The 25,477-nt window shown below is 44.5% G+C and carries 18 protein-coding genes; 3 read left to right on the plus strand and 15 right to left on the minus strand.

Annotation, left to right across the window (positions count from 1 at the left end):
* Positions 1-7: 7 nt before the first annotated feature.
* The 3 genes from NV379_RS08625 to NV379_RS08635 are packed head-to-tail and all read right to left on the minus strand — an operon-like array spanning position 8 to position 3,387.
* The gene (locus tag NV379_RS08625) at positions 8-1,840 is read right to left on the minus strand and encodes a HAMP domain-containing sensor histidine kinase (protein WP_258206893.1); all 1,833 of its coding nucleotides are present in this window, start codon (positions 1,838-1,840) and stop codon (positions 8-10) included.
* Positions 1,837-2,514 carry a response regulator transcription factor gene (locus NV379_RS08630; protein ID WP_258206894.1) on the minus strand — a complete coding sequence of 226 codons (678 nt, stop codon included), beginning with the start codon at positions 2,512-2,514 and terminating at the stop codon, positions 1,837-1,839. Before NV379_RS08630 ends, NV379_RS08625 begins: the two co-directional genes overlap by 4 nt.
* A gap of 39 nt (positions 2,515-2,553) precedes the next feature.
* Positions 2,554-3,387, minus strand: a complete 834-nt coding sequence (locus NV379_RS08635; protein WP_258206895.1) for a C39 family peptidase — start codon at positions 3,385-3,387, stop codon at positions 2,554-2,556.
* A 213-nt stretch (positions 3,388-3,600) separates the two neighbouring features.
* Between NV379_RS08635 and NV379_RS08640 the strand changes: the two genes are divergently transcribed.
* Complete coding sequence (locus tag NV379_RS08640) at positions 3,601-4,344, plus strand: tyrosine-protein phosphatase (RefSeq protein ID WP_258206896.1); 744 nt, start codon at positions 3,601-3,603, stop codon at positions 4,342-4,344.
* 55 nt (positions 4,345-4,399) lie between these two features.
* Here the strand turns inward: NV379_RS08640 and NV379_RS08645 are convergent, their stop codons facing one another.
* The 11 genes from NV379_RS08645 to NV379_RS08695 form a co-directional block, all read right to left on the minus strand.
* On the minus strand, positions 4,400-5,545 hold the full coding sequence (locus tag NV379_RS08645) for an ABC transporter permease (RefSeq protein ID WP_258206897.1): 1,146 nt from the start codon (positions 5,543-5,545) through the stop codon (positions 4,400-4,402).
* Between the two features lies 1 nt (position 5,546).
* Complete coding sequence (locus NV379_RS08650) at positions 5,547-6,671, minus strand: ABC transporter permease (RefSeq protein ID WP_308860266.1); 1,125 nt, start codon at positions 6,669-6,671, stop codon at positions 5,547-5,549.
* Between the two features lie 31 nt (positions 6,672-6,702).
* Positions 6,703-7,638: an ABC transporter ATP-binding protein gene (locus NV379_RS08655; RefSeq protein WP_258206898.1), complete on the minus strand. Its 936-nt coding sequence runs from the start codon at positions 7,636-7,638 to the stop codon at positions 6,703-6,705.
* Between the two features lie 377 nt (positions 7,639-8,015).
* Entirely contained in the window at positions 8,016-9,140 is a 1,125-nt protein-coding gene (locus NV379_RS08660) for a sensor histidine kinase (protein WP_258206899.1), read from the minus strand.
* A gap of 13 nt (positions 9,141-9,153) precedes the next feature.
* Positions 9,154-9,810: a response regulator transcription factor gene (locus NV379_RS08665; protein WP_258206900.1), complete on the minus strand. Its 657-nt coding sequence runs from the start codon at positions 9,808-9,810 to the stop codon at positions 9,154-9,156.
* A 102-nt stretch (positions 9,811-9,912) separates the two neighbouring features.
* The gene (locus tag NV379_RS08670; RefSeq protein WP_258206901.1) at positions 9,913-10,818 is read right to left on the minus strand and encodes an ABC transporter permease; all 906 of its coding nucleotides are present in this window, start codon (positions 10,816-10,818) and stop codon (positions 9,913-9,915) included.
* 289 nt (positions 10,819-11,107) lie between these two features.
* Entirely contained in the window at positions 11,108-12,112 is a 1,005-nt protein-coding gene (locus tag NV379_RS08675) for an ABC transporter permease (protein WP_258206902.1), read from the minus strand.
* 160 nt (positions 12,113-12,272) lie between these two features.
* The gene (locus NV379_RS08680) at positions 12,273-13,937 is read right to left on the minus strand and encodes an ABC transporter substrate-binding protein (RefSeq protein ID WP_373426097.1); all 1,665 of its coding nucleotides are present in this window, start codon (positions 13,935-13,937) and stop codon (positions 12,273-12,275) included.
* Positions 13,938-14,011: 74 nt separating this feature from the next.
* Positions 14,012-14,980, minus strand: a complete 969-nt coding sequence (locus NV379_RS08685; protein ID WP_258206903.1) for an ABC transporter ATP-binding protein — start codon at positions 14,978-14,980, stop codon at positions 14,012-14,014.
* Positions 14,980-15,963, minus strand: coding sequence for an ABC transporter ATP-binding protein (locus NV379_RS08690; protein WP_258206904.1), 984 nt, complete (start codon positions 15,961-15,963; stop codon positions 14,980-14,982). The genes NV379_RS08685 and NV379_RS08690 overlap by 1 nt, the downstream gene beginning before the upstream one ends.
* 195 nt (positions 15,964-16,158) lie before the next feature.
* Positions 16,159-17,031 (minus strand): SDR family oxidoreductase, encoded by an 873-nt coding sequence (locus tag NV379_RS08695; RefSeq protein ID WP_258206905.1) that lies wholly within the window; start codon positions 17,029-17,031, stop codon positions 16,159-16,161.
* Between the two features lie 311 nt (positions 17,032-17,342).
* On the opposite strand from NV379_RS08695, the gene NV379_RS08700 reads away from it, so the two are divergent.
* Together NV379_RS08700 and NV379_RS08705 are read left to right on the plus strand one after the other, a co-directional pair.
* The gene (locus tag NV379_RS08700) at positions 17,343-19,100 is read left to right on the plus strand and encodes a methyl-accepting chemotaxis protein (protein WP_258206906.1); all 1,758 of its coding nucleotides are present in this window, start codon (positions 17,343-17,345) and stop codon (positions 19,098-19,100) included.
* A gap of 80 nt (positions 19,101-19,180) precedes the next feature.
* Positions 19,181-22,873 carry a non-ribosomal peptide synthetase family protein gene (locus tag NV379_RS08705; protein ID WP_258206907.1) on the plus strand — a complete coding sequence of 1,231 codons (3,693 nt, stop codon included), beginning with the start codon at positions 19,181-19,183 and terminating at the stop codon, positions 22,871-22,873.
* A 90-nt stretch (positions 22,874-22,963) separates the two neighbouring features.
* On the opposite strand, the gene NV379_RS08710 is transcribed toward NV379_RS08705, so the two are convergent.
* On the minus strand, positions 22,964-25,273 hold the full coding sequence (locus tag NV379_RS08710; RefSeq protein ID WP_258206908.1) for a cation-translocating P-type ATPase: 2,310 nt from the start codon (positions 25,271-25,273) through the stop codon (positions 22,964-22,966).
* Positions 25,274-25,477 lie beyond the last annotated feature (204 nt).

Raw genomic sequence — 25,477 nt, forward strand, 5'->3', positions numbered from 1 at the left:
TATCATACTACAAATATTCATGCCCTTCATCGAGTTCAAAATAAACCATAACCCCATGATCTGTATTACGTACTCCATAGGTCGAATGATGCAGATCCAGAATATTTTTTACAATCGCAAGTCCAAGTCCTGTCCCCCCGCTATTACGAGCAGCATCAATACGATAAAAGCGATCCCAGATCCGTTCTAAATCCTCATCCGTTATTGGACTACCCTCATTCTCTACCTCAACTCGAATCCGTTTACCCTCTTGTTTAAATGACACACTAATCGTTCCGCCAGGAGGGGTATACGTAATCGCATTACTTAATAGATTAACAAGCACCTGCTCAATTCGATCACTATTCCCAAGTACAAGGGGACTTACCTCCTCCACATGGAAATGCAATTGCTTATCCTCCAATTGAAATATGAACTTCTCACTGGTCTTCATCACTAAAGGTCTTATCGCGAAGTTCGTCATACTTAACTTATACGTACCGGATTCAAATTTCGCCAGCTCCAGCATATCCGTGACAATCCGATTCATATACGTCACTTCACCCGCTAGTGCGCCCAGATAGTAATCGCTCTTATGCTTGGCTACCCCCTCTTGCAGCATGGAGATACAGCTTTTCATCACGCTAAGTGGCGTCTTGAGTTCATGAGAGACACCCGCAACGAATTCCTTACGTACCTTCTCCAACTTGCGCTCTTTATCGATATCCTGCTGCAGCTTGCTGTTGGCCACTTCTAATTGGTCAATATGACTTTTTAAGTTGTCCGATAGTTGATTAATACTCCCAGATAAACTGCCAATCTCATCTTTAGAGGTAACAGGTAATTTTTCATTAAAATGAAATTCCACCATCTGCTGCGTGACCCGCTTCATTCGAATTAACGGTGCAGCTATCATTCTTGAAAAATGAAACGAAAGCAAGATCACAAATACAACTGCGATTAAGCAGCCAAATAAATAATATTTCCGCATCATCCCTACTGCTTCTGTAACGGGCTGTAAATAGGTCATGCCGAATATATAGCCCGTTGTTTCACCATTTTTTACAATTGGCTTAACAAATAATTTGTTGGTTACTCCGTTTTCCACATAATCTAACGTATTCAATTGATCCGTTGCCTTATATTTGCCCATGACTAGTATCGCTTGAAAATACCGGATGCTCTTTATCTGTTCCAAACTTGTAAGTGGCGGCAATTCTTCTTGATTCTTAGGTAAATGAATGCTCCGAATATGCCCTTCAATGGGCGAGGTTGTATTCTTAGGATTAGCTGCGAACTGTTCATCCTGCAAAAGCTTCATGAGCTCCGAATTCATCCAATCAAATTGGGTGAGAATGGAATGCGCCAAGATTTGATAGGGATAGAGGGAGTCTTGATCCAGAATACCTGCTGCGACGATATAATCTCCAGCTATAAGTCGGTACAATTGGCGATTATTCACTTCTTTAAGCGATATGTAATTATTAAGCGGAATTCGAAGTGTTGAGTCTTTAGGAAGAACTTTCACTTCCCCGTTGTTTAATAAGGCATACTTATATTCCATCTCAATATAATAATCCTCGCCTAACTTTATGTTACCTTGCGAATCCAGAATAGAGATGTAAGTATGATTGCGTTCATAAAACTTCTCAATTAGTAAATTTACGGCATCGTCATCCTGCTGACTTCCCTCATACGCTTGGGCGAAATTTTCCATCTGATGATTAATCTGAATCACTTTATTTTTCACATAATAATATTTAAAAAAATAAGTTTGACCAACAAAAAAACCGATAAACGCGAATATAAACAATCCCATCGTCCACATAAACAACTTGTATGTGATGCTCCGATTTCTCATGGCTGAACCTCGAACTTATATCCAGAGCCAAATACCGTCACAATATGGTTTGCCTTAATGCCTAATTTGCTTCGTAAATTGCGAATATGGGTACTAATCGTACGATCATCGCCTTCATAATCATAACCCCAAATATGAATTACAAGTGATTCTCGCGTCATCACATGCCCCTGATTTTCCATCAAATAATCCAGTATCTCAAACTCTGTATGTGTTAAGTTAATCTCTTGGTCATCCACGGTTACGATTCGTGTGGAGCGATTTATCCCAATATCGGCAAGCTCAATTCGATCCTTCGTATGTTTCGTTCCTTGAATGCGCCTCAGCAGCGTATTTGCTTTTGCTACAAGAACAGAGGGGCTAAACGGCTTGGTGACATAATCGTCAGCCCCTAGCTCGTAGCCATGTAGTGCATCTTCTTCATCTGAACGCGCTGTTAGCATAATAATGGGTACTGATGAGTGCTGGCGAATATGTCTACATACTTCCCAGCCATCGAGCTTCGGCATCATAATATCCAGAATGACCAAATCGACCGTTGACTGATCGAAGAGCGTAATGCCCTGCAACCCGTCAGCAGCCTCAATGACCTGATAATCATTGCTATGAAAATAATCGACAATCATTTCACGCAGTATCGCTTTATCTTCGATAACGAGTACCTTTCTTTCCACCACTGATCACCTAAATGCTCATGTATTTTAAGATAGGAATTACAATCCGGCTATAAGTTCCGGTCCAATGCTAATCGCTTGACGTCCCATTTGAATCCATGCTTGTTCGAAATCCTGTTTTCTTACTTTTCTTACACGATCGAGTGGATCATTAATATAAACAAAGTTATTATCATAGCCGTTTACGACAACACTATGCTCCCGATACGTGACTTTCATTGAGCCTTCATCTGTGTGCCAAGTCAGGAAACTATCTTGTGGCAATTTCGCATGTGCCGCATTCGTAATGACCCAAACCGGTGAACCCTTGTCGATCGCAGCATAGATATCATCCATGCTCCCGCCTGTTAAATTCACTAATTGCGTCGGCAAATACTTGGAACCAAGCTTAAATACTGCATCCGCATACACACCCATACCCGGATTGTCGAATGAATACATGTCACCAACGAAACCCTTATTCATGTTGCCATGCAAACCGCTTGCGTCTTTAAACGGAAGCTTCGGTATGTTCCTTGCCAACTCCATCTTACCCACATCTACACCTGCATATTGCAGCAGCATCGCAAGGCTAGTCACTTCACAGCCGCGCGGCAATTCCGGCATCTGATGAATAAGCGGCACATCAAGGCGTCTGCTCTCTTGTTGATTATTAGTTTGCTTCTGATCTGCCGTCTTATCCACTTGTTGCGTCTGCTCATTATGTACAGGCGCATATAATTTATTTTCATTGTTTAACGCTTGTACGGAAGGATCAGCACTTGCTAATGATTGATAGAATCCATCTTTACCTGTAAAGTCGGAACTGTCGAATATAAGGACAAGGCATATCACCATAATAGGCAGTACATATAGCCATCTTTTCGTCTTCATCGTATATAGTCACTCTCCAAATCTCGTAATCTATTGCTGTTGATTACGAGTCTACGGGAGAGTTATGAAGATCTTATCAAGATCGATTCACATAGAGTTTGGTAATAAAACCCTGATATACACGAGCCTTATGAACATTGGACTTTTGAAAGCGTGATTTGTATCATTAAAAGTAAGACATAAGACATTCATAACAGACAGGAGTCGATTCAAATGTCATCCACAACATCCATTTCAAACTCACGTCATATTCCAGTCACAGGTGCTTACAATGTCCGTGATCTTGGTGGATATGAGACGAAAACAGGGCAAACGACGCGCTGGGGCGTCTTCTATCGTGCAGATGGCCTTCATCAGTTATCCGAAGACAGCACACAAGCGCTAATTGATCGTAACATCCATACCGTCATTGACTTGCGCAGCAGCTTCGAAGTGGACAAGCAGAAAGACGTATTCGATGGCATGGACGGCGTGCATTACATCAATATCGCACTCATCAATCCTGCTAAACCTAAAGATATAAAGATCACAAGCTTGTACGATATGTATGTAGAATTAGTGGACTACTCTCAAGAGTTGATCTTACAAGTATTCAAACAGTTTCTTGAAGTTAAAGACGGAGCTATCTTGTTCCACTGCACAGCGGGTAAAGATCGTACTGGGGTCATTGCAGCGCTATTACTTGAACTATTAGGCGTGCCAGAGAAGACTATTGTGGAGGATTATGCTCTAACGGCGTCTTGCATTGCACCGATATTGCCAGCGATGCGTGAAGCTCGCCCATCCTTCGTACCCGAAGAAATGTATGAGCGCTTCCTGGGCTGTGAACCGGAATATATGGAACAATTGCTGCATTACATGCATGAGAAGTACGGCAGCAGCGAAGCGTATTTGCGTCATATTGGATTAAGTGAGGATGAACTAGCCGAGCTTAAATCGAAGTTTACTGCAGAGTAATTACGAAAGAAGCCCAACCACTGAGTGGTCGAGCTTCTTTTTTTGTAATCACGGATTAAACATAATTGTTCGTGCTGTTGTTGCGTCCAAACTTGTAGATCGAGACGAGGAAGAATGCAACCGCAAAGGTACAGATGATCAAGATATTCATCGATAAGCTGCTTAGACTAACACCTTTTTGTAACTGTGTAATGGTGTCGAGCACCCAACGCTGCGGCATGAAATCTCCGATTTGCTGTAGCACCTTCGGCATAAATTCTGCTGGCCAGAAGCAGCCTGCAAGCATACTTGTCGGCACGAAAAGTAGCGTCTGCATGGAGCTTGAACTTGCCGATGTCTTCGCGAAAGCAACCGTGATAAAGGAGAAGCCGATAGCAACCAGTGCATACAACACGAGAACGAACATCATCGCCCCAAATGGGATTCCAAAATCAATGTTGAACACAAACTTCATCATTAGCAGTGTAAATGTAAGCTGTACGATGAGCACGCACAAATTCACCATAACATTAGCAATCACATAACTTCTAGCGGTAATTGGTGTAGATAGTAGACGGTAGTAAGTTCTACCCTCTTTTTCTTTGAGCAAAATTTCCGTTAAGCTGCCTGCTGACATAAGCAAGATCATAAGCAAGTAACCCACTGCTCCATAAGTCATTTGCTTGCCTCTGGAAGTATCTTCGAGCGTTGAACTTGTTAACTTAAAATTCGCTTGGTGGTAGTTCTCATACATCGTCTTAAACTTCGCTGCATCGCCGCCCGCCGCCTTACTCATCGCTGTAATAGTATCGATATAGCGGTATAAATCATTTTTTACAAAAGTCGTAATTTGCGCGCCCTGGATAGAAGTGACCTCAATATGAGATGGACTTCCTTCCTGTACAGATTGAGCAAATCCTGCTTCGAATTTCACGACTACATCTTGTTTATTATCCGTCAGTGCATCATCAACCTCTGTCGATTCGATCGGGGTCACCTTAACAGACTTAAGATTTGAGAGAAAGTGAATGGTATCTGTTGTGATCGCTTGATCATCTTGATTAACGACTGCTATACGGACAACATTCTGACCTGAATTACCGTAAGCAAGAAAGGCGATGAAGATACCCACTAGCGGCGTAATTAAGTAGAACATAACGGTCTTCTTATTGCTGAAAGTCACTTTAAACGTGTGTCGAATTAACCATAGTATATCTCGCATGTTAGATTCCCTCCCTCTTTCTCATCGAGAAAATGGCAATGAGCAGTAGAATAGCCGCGATACCGATATTAAATCCTATTGCAGGAAGTGCTGCTAATACATCACCGGTATAAATAATCTTTGTAGCAGCTAACCGAACCCAAGTGATCGGTGATAGATGGGCCACAATATTCACGATCTGATCTTTTGTCGGATCAATCGCGAAATAAGCACCACCAATAAATGAAAGAACTTGAACAACGATCATAACGATTGATCTTGCACCTTCATCAGATTTCGTCATGTAACTTAAACCAATCCCAAAGCTAATTGCAAGCAGCACTTGTGAGAGATAGATTGCGATAATGACACCTATGTGGTCGCCCCAATTGGCATTGTACGCATACTTAGTTACTAAGATTACGATAAGAACGAACAACGATTGAATGACGAATGCACCTAATATTTTGCCGATAACAATTTGCGTTATGCTAATGGGTGCAGCAAGGAGTCGATCTGCTGTATGATTGTTTCGTTCACCACGTAAGAGGTACAAAGCCGAGATTGCACCATATAAGGCTGTACTCGCTGTCGTTGCAAGCGCATAGTAATCCATCGCTCCAGGTTTATTAGGCGAATGAAGTGAAGTTTCCTTGATGTAAGTCGAATTGTTATTACCTGCGAGCAATTGGATGGCCGCTGGATTCACTTTAGTGATCTCCGTTCCCGCATTATATTTATCTACAACTGTACTCATCACACCCTGCACAATCGTACTCTGAATACTCGTTAAATTACTGCCGTATACTTGCACACCGTTTGGCGATAGTTCAACGAAGGCATCATAGCGATTCTGCTTCACTTCTTCTTGCCCGTCTAGGTTTGAAGAGTTTTTCGTAAAGATGATATCAGACTTCGCCACTTCTTCAGTTACCTTTTCAAAATAGGTGGAGAACCCTCCCCCGTTATTGTCTTGATACAAAACTTTTATCTCGCCAATCTTGATATTTGAATCAAACATGCCTGAAAGTGCGGTACCTAGAATGAGTATGAGTACGATTGGAAATGCCAACATGAATAAGAATGATCTGCGATCTCGTAAGTTACTCTTGATTTCTTTTAACGCTATATTCCAAATCACCACCACGTGATTCACCCTCCTATTCGTCTTCTATCTCTTAGTCCCGAAGTTTTCTACCAGTTAGTGTTAAGAAGACGGTCTCCAGATTTGGCGCTTGTTCTTGAACGGAGCGAATCTCTACCTCTTGATTCATGAAAACTTGAATGATCTTATTCAGATTGTTAACCCCTGTATCGGAGTTGATTTTCACAACATTCTCTTCCACTTGAATTGCCTTCACACCGCTGACCTCCTTGATGGAATCGATATGTAGACCCTCAGCGGATTTAACCTCGATCCACAAATCTTTCGTATCGGTAATGATTGCTTTCAGTTGTTCTTTCGTACCCTCAGCGATGATCTTACCGTGATCAATAATTGCGATTCGTGAGCAGATCTCCTCGACTTCCTCCATGTAATGGCTGGTGTAAATGATTGTGCAACCCATCTCATTGAGCTTTCGAACAGAGTTCAGAATATAGTTACGTGACTGAGGATCGATACCAACAGTAGGTTCATCCATAATGATGAGTTTTGGTCGATGCGCAATCGCGCAAGCAATATTAAGTCTACGCTTCATCCCACCAGAGAAGTTACCAGGAATACTCTTGGCTTTATCGGTAAGTCCAACAAATTCTAATGCTTCCATCACTCGGTCATGAAGTTCACTGCCGCGTAAACCGTACAATCCTGCGAAGAAAGCAACATTCTCATATGCAGTTAGGTTCGAATAAATCGCAATGTCTTGTGGCACGATGCCGATGTTGGATTTAACGAACTTGCCATGTTTGGTGATGTCTTTGCCGAGGATGAACACTTCACCTTCTGTGCTGCGGATGAGGCTGGATACGATTGAGATTGTTGTACTTTTACCCGCGCCGTTCGCTCCTAGGAAACCGAATATTTCTCCTTCTGCGACGGATAAAGACATATGATCTACTGCGATAAAATCGCCAAATTTCTTCGTTAGGTTTTTTACTTCTAGAATGTTCACCGTTCATTTCCCCTTTGTTTTCAACTTGTAAACCAAGTATAGCGAAAAAAGATGAACCTCCATAAGTGCAGAAGTTCATCCTTTTGGTATGAGAAATATCATGTTGAGGGGGAGGGTTTTCATGAGGGGGCGGTTTGTGAGGAGGAGTCACTGCGGCGAAAAGAGTCACTTCCAGGCTCCCGTGAAATTCGTGAGCTTTGATTAGGTTTCTAAGGTGCGCTCACTCTTTCAATTCGCCATTCCAGTGACTCTTTTCACCTCCGTTCCTTGGCTCATGAAAACCCTCCCGTTGGGTAGGTACGGAAGGCTCGGATTGTTCCCTCGCCCTTGCTTGCGGTAGTTGATTCGCCATTGTTCCTCGGCTCATTAACACTCTCTTAGGTTTTGATGGGTAGGAGTGTCGTGACAGAGAAGCCACTTGAGCCGTCTATGATGACGGTGCCATTTAAGGCCGCTGCGCGCTCTTCCATGCCAACGATGCCGAGGCCTTTTTTGATACGAGAAGAGCCTTTGCCATTGTCCTTGACCATGGCTTTAATGAATTTGTTTAGCACTTGAATGTCGATCGCGATGCTGGTTGCATCGGCGTATTTCATTGAATTGGTTAATGCTTCGGTGATGTTCTCTTGAATGATTTTCCACTGGATGGCGGTAATACTGTCTAGATTACCTTGATGGGTAAAATGAGCCTGAATGGCATGCATGTTCGAGAATTCATCAATGGCTAACTTCAAGCGATGAATCCCCATCTGCTCGGTCGGGGGCTTCTTATTTTTCAATGTTAGACGAATGTTCTCGATGCCTTCTTTAGATATTTGAATCGCATTCTGGAGAAGTTCGACGGCTTTATTTTTGTCCAAATCGATAAGACGCTTGGACGCTTCCATCTGAATGAGTGCGGACGTCATGGAATGACCGATCTGATCATGAATTTCTTGCGATATACGGTTCCGCTCTTCCAACTTGTACGTATACTCGGATTGACGAATGAACTCTGTGTTCCCGTGCAATTTCTTCGTCAAACGTTGAATATCTATACGAAGTACATCCGATTGAGCCTCAAGTCTATTAAATCTATCAATTAGTACTTGTACCGTCACGAGGAGCAATAAACTTAAAAGTGCAGATAGCCCATAGAGTGGGCGATGCACCATATCGATCATAAACAATCCCGGGACAACTGAAACAACACTGATCAACCACTTATCCGTTGTTAAGGTAATGCCTAATTCATAGATGAGTATAGGTAGAAGAAGAATAAACAGCCAGTCAACCTGAATATAAGCCACACACACGATGCCGATTGCACACAGCATGAACAATTGTTTCGGCCACTTATGCTTACCGCTGAACATATTGACCACATAAATCGCCATGTTCGCACACAGCAGTAGAAGCATCGTAATGACGAGGGTTGTCACATTCATCTGATCTGATTGTGAAGTGGTCACAATAATATAAATCAAAATAATTAATTTATTAAAAATGAGGACTAATTCCATCTCGGTACCTCGTTTAGTTGATTTTTCCTGTCAAATAGTAAATCGCAATTTGGGTGCGGTGTTCTAGATTTGTTTTGCTAAGAATGGAAGTAATGTAATTCGCGATCGTGCCTTCGGAAATGAATAATTGCTTGGAGATTTCTTTGTTAGATAATCCCTTGGCGATGTGCCTCATAATGTCCAATTCACGCTCTGTAAATAGACTCGTGTCGATGAGCGGCTTCGACTCCTGCGGTTCCTTCCTTTCGGCTGGACTTGTTAAGTTCGACTTCAGTTTCTCTAGTACAACGTCTTGCATCACGTTATTGCCATTGTAAACGCTAATAATCGCGTCGCGGATACGTTCAGGATCGTTATTCTTGAGCAGATAACCCTTCGCCCCATAACGAATCGCATCGAGAATATATTCATCATCATCAAATGTCGTAATAATAAGCGGCTTGGTTGTGGTCTGCTCACAAATCAGCTTTGTCGCTTCCACCCCATTCATATTCGGCATTCGGACATCGAGCAGTGCCACATCCACCTGATGCTTCAGGCAATAATCGAGCGCTTCCTTCCCATCTGACACCGTATCTAATACTTCAAAATCTGGATATGTACTTAAAATCAATTTCATGCCTTCTCTTATAAAAGAATTATCATCTGCCAATATGATCTTGATCGTCATATTATCATCCTCTCGCACCGCTACTTTCTATTTCCAGTTATACAGGAAAAAAGCAATGCGAACAATGACTTCGCACTGCTTTTATGACTTTGTAAACCAAAGCTAATTTTTCAATCGTGGATCAAGAACATCGCGCAGCCCATCTCCTAACAAGTTAAATCCGAGTACGACCAGCATAATCGATACCCCTGGGAAAATAACCGTCCACGGTTCCTGCTCGAAGAATTGACGGGAATCGGAGATCATCTTCCCCCATTCTGCTGCTGGCGGCTGCGCACCAAGCCCAAGGAATCCGAGCGCCGCGGCTTCAATAATCGCAGTCCCGATACTAAGCGTCCCTTGCACCATAATGGGCGCTAAGCTATTCGGGAGCAAATGGATGAACAAGATACGACGATCTTTCATCCCTTGAGCTCTGGCTGCCATAATGAACTCTTCTTCCTTCAAACTGAGCACCTTCGAGCGGACAAGCCTACCGAATGTTGGTATGTTGACGATTGCAATTGCGAGCAAGGCATTTTCTAAGGAAGGTCCTAACGCCGATACGACTGCAATTGCAAGTAGAATACCCGGAAAAGCAAGTAAGATATCAAAGAAACGCGAGATCAGCATGTCCACCCATCTGCCGTAGTAGCCTGCGAGTATCCCTAAGAAGGAACCCGCTATCATCGAGACGATCACAGAGACGAAACCGACGGTTAGTGATGTCCTCGCACCATATACAATCCGTGCAAACAAATCACGCCCCAGATCATCCGTCCCAAACCAATGCGTACTGGAAGGTGGAAGAAGCCGATCCTCCAGCACCGGTGTCGTATGGTCATAGTTTGTCAGCAGAGGTGCAAGCAAAGCGATCAAGACGAAGAATACAATGATGACCGCACCAATCATGGCAAGCTTATTCCTCCGCAATCCGCGCCACGCATCGCGCCAAGGAGACTCTATGTCATTGGTGAGGGGGGTATTGGCAGGGGGTACTTTAGGCCCGTAAGAGAGTTGTTGTGGCATGGTTTCACCTCCTTCGTGAAATGTAAAAGATGAAGTGTTATGTAGGAATGAATGTGCTGACTGTTCTGTGTTGCTCGGAAGGCTAAGTTCCTTGATAGTCCGACTGCGAGATGTCTATACCCTTCCGTGCTCTGTTGAAATCGTGTCCTCACCTACTAACCTAATCAAAGGGACACGATTTCAACAGAGCACGTAAAGACATAAACAAACCCGCAATCGACCGACCCGACCCGAAGAATGCACCTAAGCACTAGCACTAGCACTAGCACTCTCGCTCCCCCGACCTCTTCTACTTGTAGCTAATCCTCGGATCAATATACGCATAGAGCAAGTCTACGACTAAATTCACCAGCACGAAGATCAGCGCAATAACCAAGATCCCCGACTGAATCACCGGGTAGTCCCGGAAGCTAATCGCATCGTAGATATAACGCCCAACACCTGGCCAAGCGAAGATCGTCTCTGTCAGCACCGCTCCACCTAGGAGCAAGCCGGATTGAATCCCGATGACCGTAACAACAGGAATGAGCGCATTCTTCAGTCCATGCTTGTACACCACGAAAAATTGCGACAATCCCTTCGCTCTTGCGGTACGAATATAGTCAGAGCGCATGACTTCTAACATACTCGAACGTGTCATCCGTGCGATGACCGCCATTGGAATCGTAGCGAGTGCGATACCTGGTAAGATCAAGTGCTTCAGCGCGACCCAGAATTGATCGACCCGTCCCGCAAGCAGCGAATCTAGCACATACAGTCCCGTTATACTCTCAATAGGATCTCGAATATTCATCCGTCCAATAGATGGCAGCCATTTCAGCTCAACGGCGAATGCCCATTGTTCCATCAGACCGAGCCAGAAGATCGGCATCGACACCCCAATGAGCGCAATGACCATACTCATGTAGTCGAACCACGAATTCTGTTTCCAAGCACTCAAGATACCGGCATTTACCCCGACGAAGACGGCAATTAACATACTCACAATCGTCAGCTCTAGCGTTGCCGCTAAGTAAGGTACAATTTCTTTAACGATCGGTGTCTTGGTTCGAATCGAATTGCCCATATCGCCTGTCAGCAATTTGCCCATGTACGTCGAATATTGCTCATACCACGGCTTGTCCAAGCCAAGCTGTAGACGAAGCTCTTTTTTCGTAGCTTCAGACGCTTTCTCACCCAAAATTACATCCGCCGGATCACCCGGAATTGCATGAATAATTGAGAATACAATTAACGTCATCCCAAACAACACGGGAATGAGCATAAGCAGACGCCGTAATGTAAAAGCCATCATAGTCCTTCACCTCCTCCGTTCCCAACTATCTTCCATCCACTTTAAAAGATAAAGAACCCGAGCAGTCGGCCAGAGGAAGCATCTCGCAAGCGTCTCTATGTAGACTGTGCATTTCCAATGTATATCGCCTTCTGCTCAGGTTCTATAACGTTCAACTTAATTATTCGATCACAATATTCATATAGGTTTCCGATCCTGTTGGAGATGGAGCGTAACCTTTCAATCCTTTCTTAGCAGCTAGAAGCGGTGTGGAGTGTACGAGTGGTACCCACGGTGCATCTGCTTTAATAATTTCTTGTGCTTTCATATACAGGTCAGCACGTTGCTTCTGATCTGGATTGGATTGCGCTTTTTGCAACACTTCATGCAATGGATCGCTTGAATAGAATGCATAGTTGTTGCTTCCGATTGCATCTTTATCTAAGAGTGGGTACAAGAAGTTATCTGGGTCACCATTATCTCCAGTCCAGCCGATGATAAAGATGTCATCCTTCTCACCCTTCTTCAAATCTTGCAAGTACGTTGCCCAATCCGGCGACTCGATCTTCGTCTTAATGCCCAGCTTCGCAAATTCTGCTTGCAGCGTTTCCGCTACTTTCTTCGCATTCGGCATATATGGACGTGGAACTGGCATTGCATAGAACACAAGCTCACGATCGAATCCATTCGGATAACCGGCTTCAGCAAGTAACTGCTTTGCTTTTTCAATATCATACGGATAATCTTTAATATCTTTGTTATAACCTAATAAGGACGGCGGCATCGTGTTCACCGCAGGAATTGCCATACCACCGAAGAACGCTTTGATCAGCGCGTTTTTATCCACTGCATAGTTCAGCGCTACACGTACTTTCGGATTGTCGAAAGGCTTCTTCTTCTGGTTAAAGCCCAAGTAACCAATGTTAAAGGATGGACGCAGAATCTTCTGCAAGGTCGCATCGCCTTCTACCGTCTTCGCATCATCTGGGTTTACATCTTCCATCAGATCCAGCTCACCTGAGCGTAGCGCCGATAAACGTGCAGAGTTATCTGGAATTGAACGAATGATCAGCTTATCTGCTTTCGGCAACCCTTTTCTCCAGTAGTTAGCGTTTTTCTCAAGCGTAATCGAATCATTACGTTTCCACTCTTTGAAAATAAACGGTCCAGTACCAACCGGATTTTCCTTGTACTTCTCTTTCTTCTCTTTAATTGCCGTTGGACTCGCAATACCGAAGAACGTCATCGCAATATTTTGCAAGAATGGCGCTTGTGGCTTATTCAGTATGAATTGAACCGTTAAGCTATCTACGGCTTTTATCTCTTTAATAACGCGATTATCTTTTGAACCAAACATGTCATTGTAGTAGTCAAAAGAATCCTCTGCGAACTTGTACGGGCTATTCGGATCATGCCAACGCATAAAGTTAAACGCAACCGCTTCTGCGTTGAAATCCGTGCCATCAGAGAACTTAATTCCTGGGTGAAGCTTGAACGTGTAGGACAAACCATCTGCTGCAACCTCATAGCTGTCTGCCAAGTTCGGTTCTACTTCCGTCGTCCCTTCCTTGTAACGAAGCAAAGTTTCTGTAATTTGCTGAGCTACTTTCGCAGACTCGCCATCTGTTGTGATCGATACGTCAAGTGACGAAGTATCACCGCCACGACCGACAATAATCGTGCTTTGCTTCGTGCTGCCGCCACCTGTACTTCCCGTACTTGGGCTACTGCTTCCTCCGGCGTTCGGGCTTGCACTTGCACCTGTTCCACTTGAACCTGAGCAAGCTGTCAGTACCATCGACATGACCAGTACAGAAGATAATGCTGCTGATTTCCAATTTTTCATCCTACAAACCCCCTTAACTTTTGTGAAAAATAACAATCTATACATCTAGCATCATCCTCATCCTACTTGAGGTGCTAGTTATATAAATGACAAGCTACATAATGCTCGGTACTTGAATCCTGCAGAACAGGACGAACCGATTTGCAAATATCCATCGACTGCGCACACCTCGTATGAAACGCACAACCCGCCGGTGCATTCGCTGGGCTGGGTACATCCCCTTGCAGAATGATGCGCTCTCGTACTTGATCCGGATCAATTCCCGGAACTGCAGATAACAGCGCTTGTGTGTATGGATGCTTCGGGTTGTTATAGAGTTCATCCTTCTCCGCAAGCTCCACAAGTCTGCCCAAGTACATCACGCCTACTCGATCACTTATATGCTTTACAACGCACAAATCATGCGCGATAAACACGTACGTAAGGTCAAATTCTCGCTGCAAATCCTGCATCAAATTGAGCACTTGCGACTGTACCGACACATCAAGCGCCGATACCGGCTCATCTGCAATAATAAGCTGCGGATGTACGGCAAGCGCCCTCGCAATTCCAATACGCTGCCGCTGCCCCCCTGAGAACTGATGCGGATATCGCCTAGCATGGGAAGCATCAAGTCCAACGACTTCAAGCAAATGCATCACACGTTCCTTACGCTCCTTGCTGTTACCAATCTTATGTACAATCATCGGCTCTTCCAGAATGCGTCCAACCGAATGTCTCGGATTCAGCGAGGCGAATGGATCTTGAAACACCATCTGCATATTGCGCCTTGTACGACGCAGCTCTTCATCCGTCATCTGTGTGACATCCTTACCTTGGAACATCACTTGCCCAGCCGTCGGTTCAATTAGACGTAAGATGGAGCGACCTGTAGTCGATTTACCACAACCACTTTCTCCAACAAGACCGAGGGTTTCGCCTTTCTTCACAGCGAAGGAAACATCATCAACAGCCTTTACCTGCCCGACTTCCCTGCCGAGGATCCCGCCTCTAATCGGAAAATATTTCTTCAGATTGTTCACCGTCAATAATTGCTGATCCATCAGGCTTCCTCCTCTGGCATGTGCAGCCAGCAGCGGCTGCGATGATCCGCGTCAATTGCCATCAGACTTGGCATCTCTTGGTGGCACTTCTCCATCACATATTCACAGCGTGGTGCGAAGCGGCATCCTTGCGGGAGTGCTCTCGGACTTGGCACGGTACCTGGAATCGAGTACAACCGCTCCTGCTTGCTGCTCATATCGGGAACGGATTGGATTAAACCTTTTGTATAAGGATGCTGCGGATTTTTCAGAATCGATCGCTTATCGCCCTCTTCGACCACTTTACCTGCATACATGACGACAATCCGATCACATATCTCCGAGACCACGCCCAGATCGTGAGTAATCATCATAATGGCGGTGCCCGAATCGCGATTCAATTGTTTCATCAAATCCAGAATTTGCGCTTGGATGGTCACATCAAGAGCTGTTGTCGGTTCATCCGCGATCAATAGCTCGGGATCACAAGACATCGCCATAGCGATCATCACACGCTGACGCATACCACCTGAGAGTTGATGCGGATACTGATCAACAACCGCCTCTGGTCTTGGAATACCCACTTTGCGAAGCATCTCAATCGTGTGCGCACGCGCTTCTTTCTTTCCTATTTTCCGATGCAGACGCACCGTCTCTACAATCTGATTCCCACTCGTAAACACAGGATTAAGTGATGTCATCGGCTCTTGAAAGATCATAGCGATCTCATTACCACGAATTTGCTGCATCCGATTCTCGGAAAGGGAAGCTAAATTTTGGTTCTTAAATTCAATGGAACCGCTTACAATTTTACCGGGCGGCTGAGGAATAAGGCCCATTACCGATAACGACATAACGCTCTTCCCACAACCAGACTCCCCTACAATGCCCAGAACTTCTCCTTTGCGGATCTGTATATCCACACCATCAACGGCTGGAACCCGGCCACGATCTGTAAAAAAATGCGTCTCTAAACCTTTAATCTCAAGAAGCGGTTCGGCCATGAGTCCACCTTCCTTCAATCCGTAGTTTCATTTACGCGCCATTACCCTGTTATATGTATCGATTGATTATTCTCCTAATATATCATATCAATCTATAATTTCAATTATTTTCAAATAATTTAATTAAATGGATTTACAGAACAAAAGCGGCAAACACAGATTGGATCCGCTTTGCCGCTTTATTTCACCTACTCATTACCCATTGAGAATAACCCCGCCATTTACGTGAATCACTTGCCCAGTCACATAAGATGCATCATTCGACGCTAAATATACGTACGCTGGCGCAAGCTCTCTTGGCTGACCCGCCCGCTGCATCGGTGTATCTGAACCATGTTCGGACACCTGTTTCTCATCCATCGAAGCTGGAATAAGCGGCGTCCAGATTGGACCTGGTGCAACCGCGTTCACCCGAATTCCCTGACCAGCAAGATTCGCTGACAGCGAACGAGTGAATGCGGTAATTGCCCCTTTTGTCGCTGAATAATCCAGTAAATCTGCACTTCCCTTATAAGCCGTAATCGACGTTGTGTTGACTATAGAGGCACCTTGCTTCAAGTGAGGAAGTGCTGCCTTCGTCAGATAGAACATCGAGAAGATGTTCGTGCGGAACGTGCGCTCAAGCTGCTGTTGCGTAATCCCTGTTAATTCCTTCTGAATATGCTGCTCCGCTGCATTGTTCACCAATACATCCAGCTTCCCAAACGTATTAATCGTCTGCTGCACAACCTGCTGGCAGAATGCCTCCTCCCCCAGATCACCTGCAAGAAGCAGACACTTTCTCCCCTCAGCCTCCACCATTTTCTGCGTATCTTCCGCATCACCTGACTCATTCAAATAAACAATGACAACATCCGCGCCTTCTTTTGCAAAATAAACAGACACCGCACGACCAATTCCGCTATCTCCACCCGTCACAATCGCAACTCGATCATGCAGCTTTTGCGAGCCTTTATAAGAAGGATCTACGGCTTCCGGTTTGGGGTGCATTTCACTTTCAATTCCTGGCTGTTTACTCTGATGCTGCGCAGGATTCACAGATTTTTTACTATTGGATGACGAACTCAAGATCACACTTCCTTTACGCTTATACTCCTTGTTAGATTACCCAAAAGTATAAAAAAAGACTTCCACATCTTATCAGTAAAAGTACATATTCCCTCTTCTAGAAAAAGTACATAATTTTACTGAAGAAAACTAGCGCTAGCACATCATTTATTATTATTCAACATGTAAATAATGGTCTATAATAGGTAGCTAGTGCTCTAATGTATATTTCATCATCTACCGATTATATAGAGAGATAGGAGGGAGATTGCACACGAATATACCAATCGGCAGAAACTTTTTACTAGATTTAGAAATAGGAGTTGGAAATCTTGCAGAAGTATAGAAATCTATCGTTTTTCACGAAAAATGTCATCTTCTCGTCGATTAATATCGTATTAGTCGGAGCCATGCTTATTTTTGCTAGTTACATCATTCAACAACACGTTCTCGTAACGCAATTGCACAAACAAATCCAAGTCATTACCGACAATTGGGCAAAAGGAATCGATAGCGCAAAAATCAAAGAAGCGATTACAGAGAAGAACTATGAGGGTCCTGTTCAGACAGCCCTTCGCGATTATTTAAGTTCCGTTAATAAGTTTAATCCGAATATCGCGCAAGCTTATATTTTTGGAACCGAATTACAAGACGGCAATAAAACATCATTAGTAGCCATGCCGACAAGCTTAATGAATGATTTTAAGAAAGAAAATGTGATGATTGGTGACATGTACGAGCAGCCTCAAACCGTAGCTACTGCGCTACAAGAGATGCTTAAAACCGGACAACCGACATTCACAAGCTTCTACTCTGATATGTTCGGTACATGGGCAACAATTGCTTATCCAATTAAGGATGCAAATGGACAAATCTTCGCTTACTTTGCAGCTGATGCCGATGCGAGCGCAGTTCCTAATGGGTTGAAGACCTTGCTTACATATGAAATATTAATCCTGCTCGTCTTCTTATTGATCCTGATCTTGCTACAATATTTCATCTCTCGCAAAACACTAGCGCCAATCAGGCACTTAATCGATGGAATTGATGAAGTAAGCAAAGGCAACTTTGAAGTTCAGGTGCCTACAGGTAAAGATGACCTAGGACTTATTAATGAAAAGTTCAATGACATGGTAGGTAAAATTCGCGGTATGCTCATCAAGGTAAGTAGAGCAAGTGATGAAGTGACAAGTTCCGCTCGTCATCTACTCACCATCTCTGAACAGAACAGTGAACATACCCAGAAGATTACCCATAACATTCAAGAAATCGCTGGCAACATTCAAAAGCAAGAACAGGCTACAATCGACAGCTCGAAGGCGATGGCTGAAATGGCTGTTGTTATTTCCAATATTGCGGGCAGCTCTTCTGCTGTATCGGATGAAGCACATGCGATGGAAACCATCTCAACACAAGGGAACGCGATTATTGATCAAGTATCCAGCCAGATGGGTCTTATCTCTCAATCCGTAACGACAACATCGCAATCGATTCATGCTCTAGGCAATCGCTCTAGAGAAATCGGTGACATTCTAAGCATCATTACGGGCATCTCCAGTCAAACAAACCTACTTGCACTTAATGCCGCTATTGAAGCAGCTCGTGTTGGGGAACAAGGTAGAGGCTTTGCTGTTGTAGCCGGTGAAGTTCGTAAGCTTGCTGAGCAATCCGAGCACTCGGCACAGCAAATTACTGTGCTAATCAAGGAGATTCAAGCCGATATTGCCAATGCCGTTGAATCCATGGAAAAAGGGATGCAAGAAGTTCAAACCGGTATCGAAGTAACTGAACAAACAGGTACTTTATTCACTGAAATTATTACAGCGACACAAAAAGTATCCTCTCAAATTCAGGAGGTTTCCAGCGCAACGCAAGAGATTTCAGCAGGAACAGAAGAAATGACAGCAACGGCTGAAGAACTCAACTCGACTGCACGCAAGACGGCACTTACAAGCAACTCAATTCGTACAGCCGTTCATGCACAAACCGCCTCTATGCAATCCGTTGTAGATGCATCGAACAAGTTAACGAGCCTATCTGTAGATCTACAAGATCTAATTACACAATTTCATGTACAGAAAAAACAATAACTGACCTAGACAAATGAAATGTAGAATGCAGATACCTTCCATCCTTGCATGGAGGGTATTTGCTTAGAGAGGGAGTAACCATGTTACAACAACAATTAAATTCATCCATACTAAACGAAAATTTACCCGTTCTTCAGATTCCACTCGACTTCTCCAGACACACTAGAACGTATACATATACACGCTTGGAAGCACCTTTACACCCGGAATTAAACAAGCAAATGATTACGGCTTACAATAAATCCGAGCAACACCTTCTATTCTTAACAACCTATATGGCTTGGACGTATCGCCTATCCAATGAGAATGAGCTATGTGTAGTTGCTGCAAATGCCAACGGAACACTCGCACCAATCGTCATCTCTATTGAAGGAAATCAATCTTATCAGCAATTAGCAGCTACGCTGCAAGATGCATGGAACCATACTCCACAGTCAACTCTGCCTATTCAACATCTGGAGTCGATACTGAGTGTGAATGCACATGCTGAGTTATTCACGAACCCCAAATTTATGCTGCATTGGCAGCTAATTGAGGATAATGGGTCATATCGCATCTGCGTTGAGTATGATCAATCCTTGTTTACTGAAAACACAATGACACGATATATCGAGTACTACACGTTATTACTAACAGCAGCCATGCACCACCCAACCACAGCAATCAACAGTACGCCTTTACTGACGCAAATAGATAAAGATTTATACGAACAATTAAATGACACACAAGTCGATTATCCGACCGACAAGACCATTCATCAGATGTTCGAACATGCAGCTGCAACGTTCCCGTCACACTGTGCGATTGCATCCAGTCATGGTGAGCTTAGTTACGTCGAGCTAAATGCGCGTGCGAATCAATTTGCCCGTCTTCTTGTTGATAAAGGGCTACGCAAAGGTGATTTTGTCACGATTCTAATGGAAAGAAGCTTAGAGACAATCATCAGTATCCTCGGCATTATGAAAGCTGGCGGTGCTTATGTACCTGTTGACCCTGAGCATCCAGAAGAGCGCAACAGCTACATTATTGAAGATACGAAGTCTGCTTTTGTCGTAACGAAGGAAAGCTATGTGGATCAAGCGAAGCACTTATGCGCCAGCATCAATACCGTTCGAGAGGTCTTGTTGTTAGATGAACGACTAGATACTTATGAGACAAGCAACTTAGATCTGGATATACGTCCTGACGATTTGGCTTACATCATCTACACTTCTGGATCAACAGGTCGTCCGAAAGGCGCACTCATCGCACATGAAGGCGTTGTAAACTTAGGTGCTGTCGTTAAGCGGGATTGCAGCATTAACGAGCATGAAGTGTTAACGCAGTTCGCAACCTATAGCTTTGACGCATCAGTATGGGATACGGTTGGCGCTTTATTCTACGGTGCGAAGTTATATCTACTATCTCCTGAAGAGCGTATTTCCGTTGAAGAGTTTGCAGATGCGATCGCGCGTACGAAGACGACGATTATTACGATTCTGCCAACTGTATTCTTCAATCAATTAGCGACTTATTTATCCGATGAAGGGTTCAAAAAGCTTGCGAAAGTGAAATTAATTACAGTTGCAGGAGAAGCCCTGTATGGTGAGATGGTACGTGCCTTCCAGCGTAAATTCGGTGAGCAGATCGATATAGTGAACGTGTATGGACCGACAGAGTGTACGGTTGCTACGACAACGCATCGCATCAGCGGATTCATCCCGGATGACTTAGCGAACGTGCCGATCGGCAGACCTATTCATAACTACAAAGTATATATCGTAAACGAAGCGGATCAGTTATGCCCCGCAAACGTACCTGGGGAGCTATATGTATCCACTGTTGCGCTAGCGAAAGGTTATTTGAATCAACCGGATCGCACGGAGCAATCGTTCGTGCCGAATCCTTTTGCAGAGAATGATCGCATCTATAAATCTGGAGACATTGTTCGCCTCTTAGAGAATGGCACAATCGAATATGTCGGACGTCGCGATTCGCAGATTAAGATTCGTGGACACCGCATTGAGATTGGGGAGATTGAAGATTGCCTCTCCAAGTATCCGAACGTACAAGACGTTGCTATTATTCCGAAAAAAGATCAAGAGAATCAGAACATGCTCGCTGCGTTCTTCACCTCTCAAGATCAGTCTGAACTCGCTGTGCCTGAGATCAGAAAGTTCCTAGTTGAGCACTTACCCTCTTACTTCGTTCCTAAGTTTATTAATCAGATCGAGCAGATGCCAATTGCGCCGACAGGTAAGCTTGATCGCAAGAAACTCGCACTAATTGAGCTGGCTGAAGATCATGCGCCATCCGAAGATTATGTAGCACCAGAAAATGAAGTGCAGCGAATCATTGTTGAAGCATGGGAAGAGGTACTAAGTACCAAACCAATCGGTATTAACGATGATTACTTCCAAGTTGGCGGCGATTCTTTAAAGATTATGCGATTGCTTGTGCTGCTCAAACCGCATTTTGCAGGGCTTCGAATCAACGACTTTTTCCAATACAAGACGGTTGCCGAGCTTGCACTTCGAGTTGAAACGCTTGCCGAAGAAGATCAGTTAGAGGAAGTTTCGAGTGGTGTGTGGGAAGTCAGCGATTTGGACGAACACCCTGTCAGAGTGGAAGGATCTGTTCAGATCGAAGATTATGCGCTGCCTAAGCATGTACTAATAACAGGCACAACCGGTTACTTAGGCTCTCACTTACTCTATGAGCTATTGCAGAGCTCCGAAGCGCATATGTATTGCTTAGTTCGCAAATCGGCGACAGGCGCAAGTCTAGAGCGTCTTGAACAGATTATGACCCTATACTTTGGGGACAAGATTATACAAGCCATGCACGGTCGTGTCACGATAGTCGAAGGCGATCTTGAAGTGGAACAACTGGGTCTCTCTGAGGCAGATCGCGTGTTGCTACATGAGAAAGTCGATACAATCCTACACAGCGCTGCAGATGTCAGACACTTTGGAGATGTGGCAAGCTTCGCGAAGACGAATATTCATGGTACACAGTACCTACTCGATATTGCACAAGCGAAGAAAGGCGTTCGCTTCCACCATGTATCGACAATTGGAGTTCCCGAAGACTTAGCTATGAGTGGCCAATGGGAATCCGTGTGCGAGAAGCCGGAATTTGCCGATGATCTAGCCGTTGAGAATGTATATACGAATAGTAAGCTAGAAGCAGAGAAGTTGTTACTGGACGCTGGGAAGAATGGAACTGCCGTAACGATCTACCGTGCCGGTAACCTTACTTGCCACTCCGAAACGGGGCGCTTCCAGAAAAATATCGACAGCAACGCCTTCTATCGTATGATCAAAGCGATGATACTCTTAGGCAAAGCGCCTGAAGCGAATTGGTATGTCGACTTTACGCCAATTGATTATGCAAGCAAATCCATCGTTCACTTCGTAATGCGCAAAGACACGATTGGACGTCTGCTGCACATTGTGAATCCGAAACCAATCTTGTACAGCTCATTCGTCAATATGATCCGTGAATATGGTTATGAGGTTGAGACGATGAAGTTCAAGCAGTATGAGAACTGGGTGCTAGATCCTAGTAATAACCAAAGTTCCGAAGCATTACAGCTAGCAATGGCACAGCTAGAAGGGGACGGTGCGAAGGATTCGAACTACCGTTATGGCTGTGCAGAAGCATCTAAGATGCTTGAAGGAACGAAAGTAGCTTGTCCTGAAGCCAATTCAACTTTTATTCGCAAAATGATCGATCACGCCGTGGAAATCGGCTACTTCCCAGCAGCACGCGTGCTGCAAGAGCAGAAGTAGAAGTTGCCCCGATTGTAGTGTTTCAACCCGAATGCGATAAACAAAGACCTTAGCTCTCTATACAGAGCTAAGGTCTTTTCTATCTATCCGCTACACAAATCTTCGAACCAAACGATTGCTCAGCGAGATGAGCGGCCATGTTAATAGGACAAGGACCATCGCAGGAATCACGCTTGGCAAAGTTGTCAGCATGAATATATCCTTAACCACAGGCACCAAGAACGCTCCAATAAAGAGTAGCAGCATACCAATGACTAGTTGCAGCTTCAAGCCGCTAAGCGGTCTTGCTACTCGGGCTAATACGACAACGCTAGACCCCCCTAGAACGAGGACGGCAAGCGTACGCGCTTCGGCGATTCCAAGTCCACTTTTGAAAGCATAGAGGAACATCGTGATCGTTACACCCGCAAGAATAATCGCATTCGGAATCGACGCTCGGAGTACACGTCGTAAGAATCCACGCTGCACGCGCTCCTGATTAGGCCACATCGCCAAGAAGAAGGCTGGAATTCCAATCATGAGTCCGCCAATAAGCGTCACATGTATCGGCATAATCGGATAAGGCATCATGATCAAGGAGAAGATAAGCGACAGTATTATCGAATATACGGTCTTGGATAAGAAGAGTACAGATACTTTCTCCAAGTTGTTAATGATCTTGCGCCCTTCCGCTACGACTTTAGGTAATACACTGAAGTCTGAATTAAGCAGGACAAGCTGGGACACAGCTTTCGCAGCATCCGATCCATTCGCCATCGCGATCCCACAATCGGCCTCTTTAAGTGCAAGTACATCATTCACACCATCGCCAGTCATCGCTACTGTATGTCCTCTGGACTGCAGCGCCTGAACGAGTAGCTTCTTCTGGTGTGGAGATACGCGTCCGAAGACCGTGTATTTCTGAACGATTTCTGCTAGTTTCTCTGGTTCTTCAGGTAGCGTCCTTGCATCGATATAAGACTCCGCTCCCTCTACACCTGCACGCTTTGCAACAGCAGATACGGTAACAGGGTTATCACCTGAGATGATCTTAATCGACACCCCTTCTTCGGCAAAATAACGAAGTGCTTGCGGTGCTTCTTCACGAATTCTATCTTCAATTAGTAGCATTGCTGCTTTGCGGGGCAGATAAATTTCGCCCTCTTTCAGTGCAGCTTCATCCACTTGCGCAAGCAATAGCACACGTCTACCCTTCTGCGCTTCAAGTTCCACAATTCCTTGCACGAGATCATAAGCTTCTCGCAGAATCATCTCTGGCGCACCTAACACCCATGCACCTTCGTTTGCAAAAGCAGCCCCACTCCATTTTTTATCGGATGAAAAAGGAACTGTATGTGTCACTTCCACATTCGGCATTTCCGTATAGCGATCACGAATGGCCTGCTGAGTCGGATTCATACTTGGCAAGGCGTGAGCCACACCTGCAAGCATCGTCTCCACATGTTCTTTAGACGCACTCCCAATTACACGAACATCAACAAGCTCCAAGTCTCCCTCTGTAATCGTACCCGTCTTGTCCAGACAAAGAACGTCTACACGTGCTAATACTTCGGTTGCAGGAAGCTCTTGCACCAAGGTCTTATGCTTCGCTAGTTGCGCAATTGCCACAACGAACGTTGCACTGGTCAGTAGAATCAAACCTTCCGGCACCATACTCACAATACCTGACACTGCTGCAATTACAGCATCTTGCCATGTACTATTAGCAAACATAAATTGCGTCATCACAAGCAGCGCACCAATCGGACACACAAGCCACATAATCACTTTGAACAACTTATTCACGGCATTTTGCAGCTCGGAATTAATTCGCTTGAACTTCCTTGCTTCATTCGCAAGCTTCGCCGCGTACGTGTCAGCTCCAACTTTCGTAACTCTCGCATAACCACTGCCTGCCACGACAAAACTTCCGGAGAGTATGCTTGCTTCTTCTCGTTTCCCGACTGGATCTGCCTCTCCTGTCAACATCGACTCATCCACTTCAATCAGGCAGTCAGCTAATACTTCTCCATCAGCGGCAATACGATCCCCTGGTTTTAAGATCATAATATCGTCTATAACTAGTTCTTCTGCATCAATTTCCTTCTCTTTCCCCTCACGCATGACATGCACTTGGGACACATTTAAAACAGACAATCTTTCGAGTGTCGCCTTCGCTCGAAGTTCCTGAAACAATCCTACTACGGTATTTAATATGATAACGCCAACAAACAGCGCATTTTTCGGTGATCCTGCAATTAATACAGCGATCGCTAAGATCGCATTCAAAAAGTTAAAGGTCGTAAACAAGTGCGTACGCAAAATTTGCCCCACTGTGCGTGATGGTGCTTGCGGCGTCTTGTTGATCTGTCCTTTTTCAATTCGCGTACGTACTTGTTCTTCTGTTAGTCCCATTCTCATGCTGCAAGCTCCTCCTCTAGAAGCATTTCTATTTATGTATCCCTATTCTAAAACAAACGTAGGGCATGAACCCATCGAACTCGCTTACACCAATCTTACAAAAATGACATATTCAGCAATTCGATGTCTCCACTCTTTCATTGTATCTACCGATCTTTTCTTTTCCCTTAACAGAACCTTACTAATTTCTTAAGCATGCCAAAC

Origin of the sequence: Paenibacillus radicibacter (assembly GCF_024721995.1) — a bacterium.
Taxonomy (GTDB): domain Bacteria; phylum Bacillota; class Bacilli; order Paenibacillales; family NBRC-103111; genus Paenibacillus_AM; species Paenibacillus_AM radicibacter.

What these genes read in the sequence shown, in the direction of transcription:
- NV379_RS08635 (WP_258206895.1), bottom strand. Translation starts at nt 3,387, where the DNA reads ATGAAGACGAAAAGATGGCTATATGTACTGCCTATTATGGTGATATGC.
- NV379_RS08640 (WP_258206896.1), top strand. Translation starts at nt 3,601, where the DNA reads ATGTCATCCACAACATCCATTTCAAACTCACGTCATATTCCAGTCACA.
- NV379_RS08660 (WP_258206899.1), bottom strand. Translation starts at nt 9,140, where the DNA reads ATGGAATTAGTCCTCATTTTTAATAAATTAATTATTTTGATTTATATT.
- NV379_RS08670 (WP_258206901.1), bottom strand. Translation starts at nt 10,818, where the DNA reads ATGCCACAACAACTCTCTTACGGGCCTAAAGTACCCCCTGCCAATACC.
- NV379_RS08690 (WP_258206904.1), bottom strand. Translation starts at nt 15,963, where the DNA reads ATGGCCGAACCGCTTCTTGAGATTAAAGGTTTAGAGACGCATTTTTTT.
- NV379_RS08710 (WP_258206908.1), bottom strand. Translation starts at nt 25,273, where the DNA reads ATGAGAATGGGACTAACAGAAGAACAAGTACGTACGCGAATTGAAAAA.
- NV379_RS08685 (WP_258206903.1), bottom strand. Translation starts at nt 14,980, where the DNA reads ATGGATCAGCAATTATTGACGGTGAACAATCTGAAGAAATATTTTCCG.
- NV379_RS08645 (WP_258206897.1), bottom strand. Translation starts at nt 5,545, where the DNA reads ATGCGAGATATACTATGGTTAATTCGACACACGTTTAAAGTGACTTTC.
- NV379_RS08665 (WP_258206900.1), bottom strand. Translation starts at nt 9,810, where the DNA reads ATGACGATCAAGATCATATTGGCAGATGATAATTCTTTTATAAGAGAA.
- NV379_RS08625 (WP_258206893.1), bottom strand. Translation starts at nt 1,840, where the DNA reads ATGAGAAATCGGAGCATCACATACAAGTTGTTTATGTGGACGATGGGA.
- NV379_RS08675 (WP_258206902.1), bottom strand. Translation starts at nt 12,112, where the DNA reads ATGATGGCTTTTACATTACGGCGTCTGCTTATGCTCATTCCCGTGTTG.
- NV379_RS08680 (WP_373426097.1), bottom strand. Translation starts at nt 13,937, where the DNA reads ATGAAAAATTGGAAATCAGCAGCATTATCTTCTGTACTGGTCATGTCG.
- NV379_RS08705 (WP_258206907.1), top strand. Translation starts at nt 19,181, where the DNA reads ATGTTACAACAACAATTAAATTCATCCATACTAAACGAAAATTTACCC.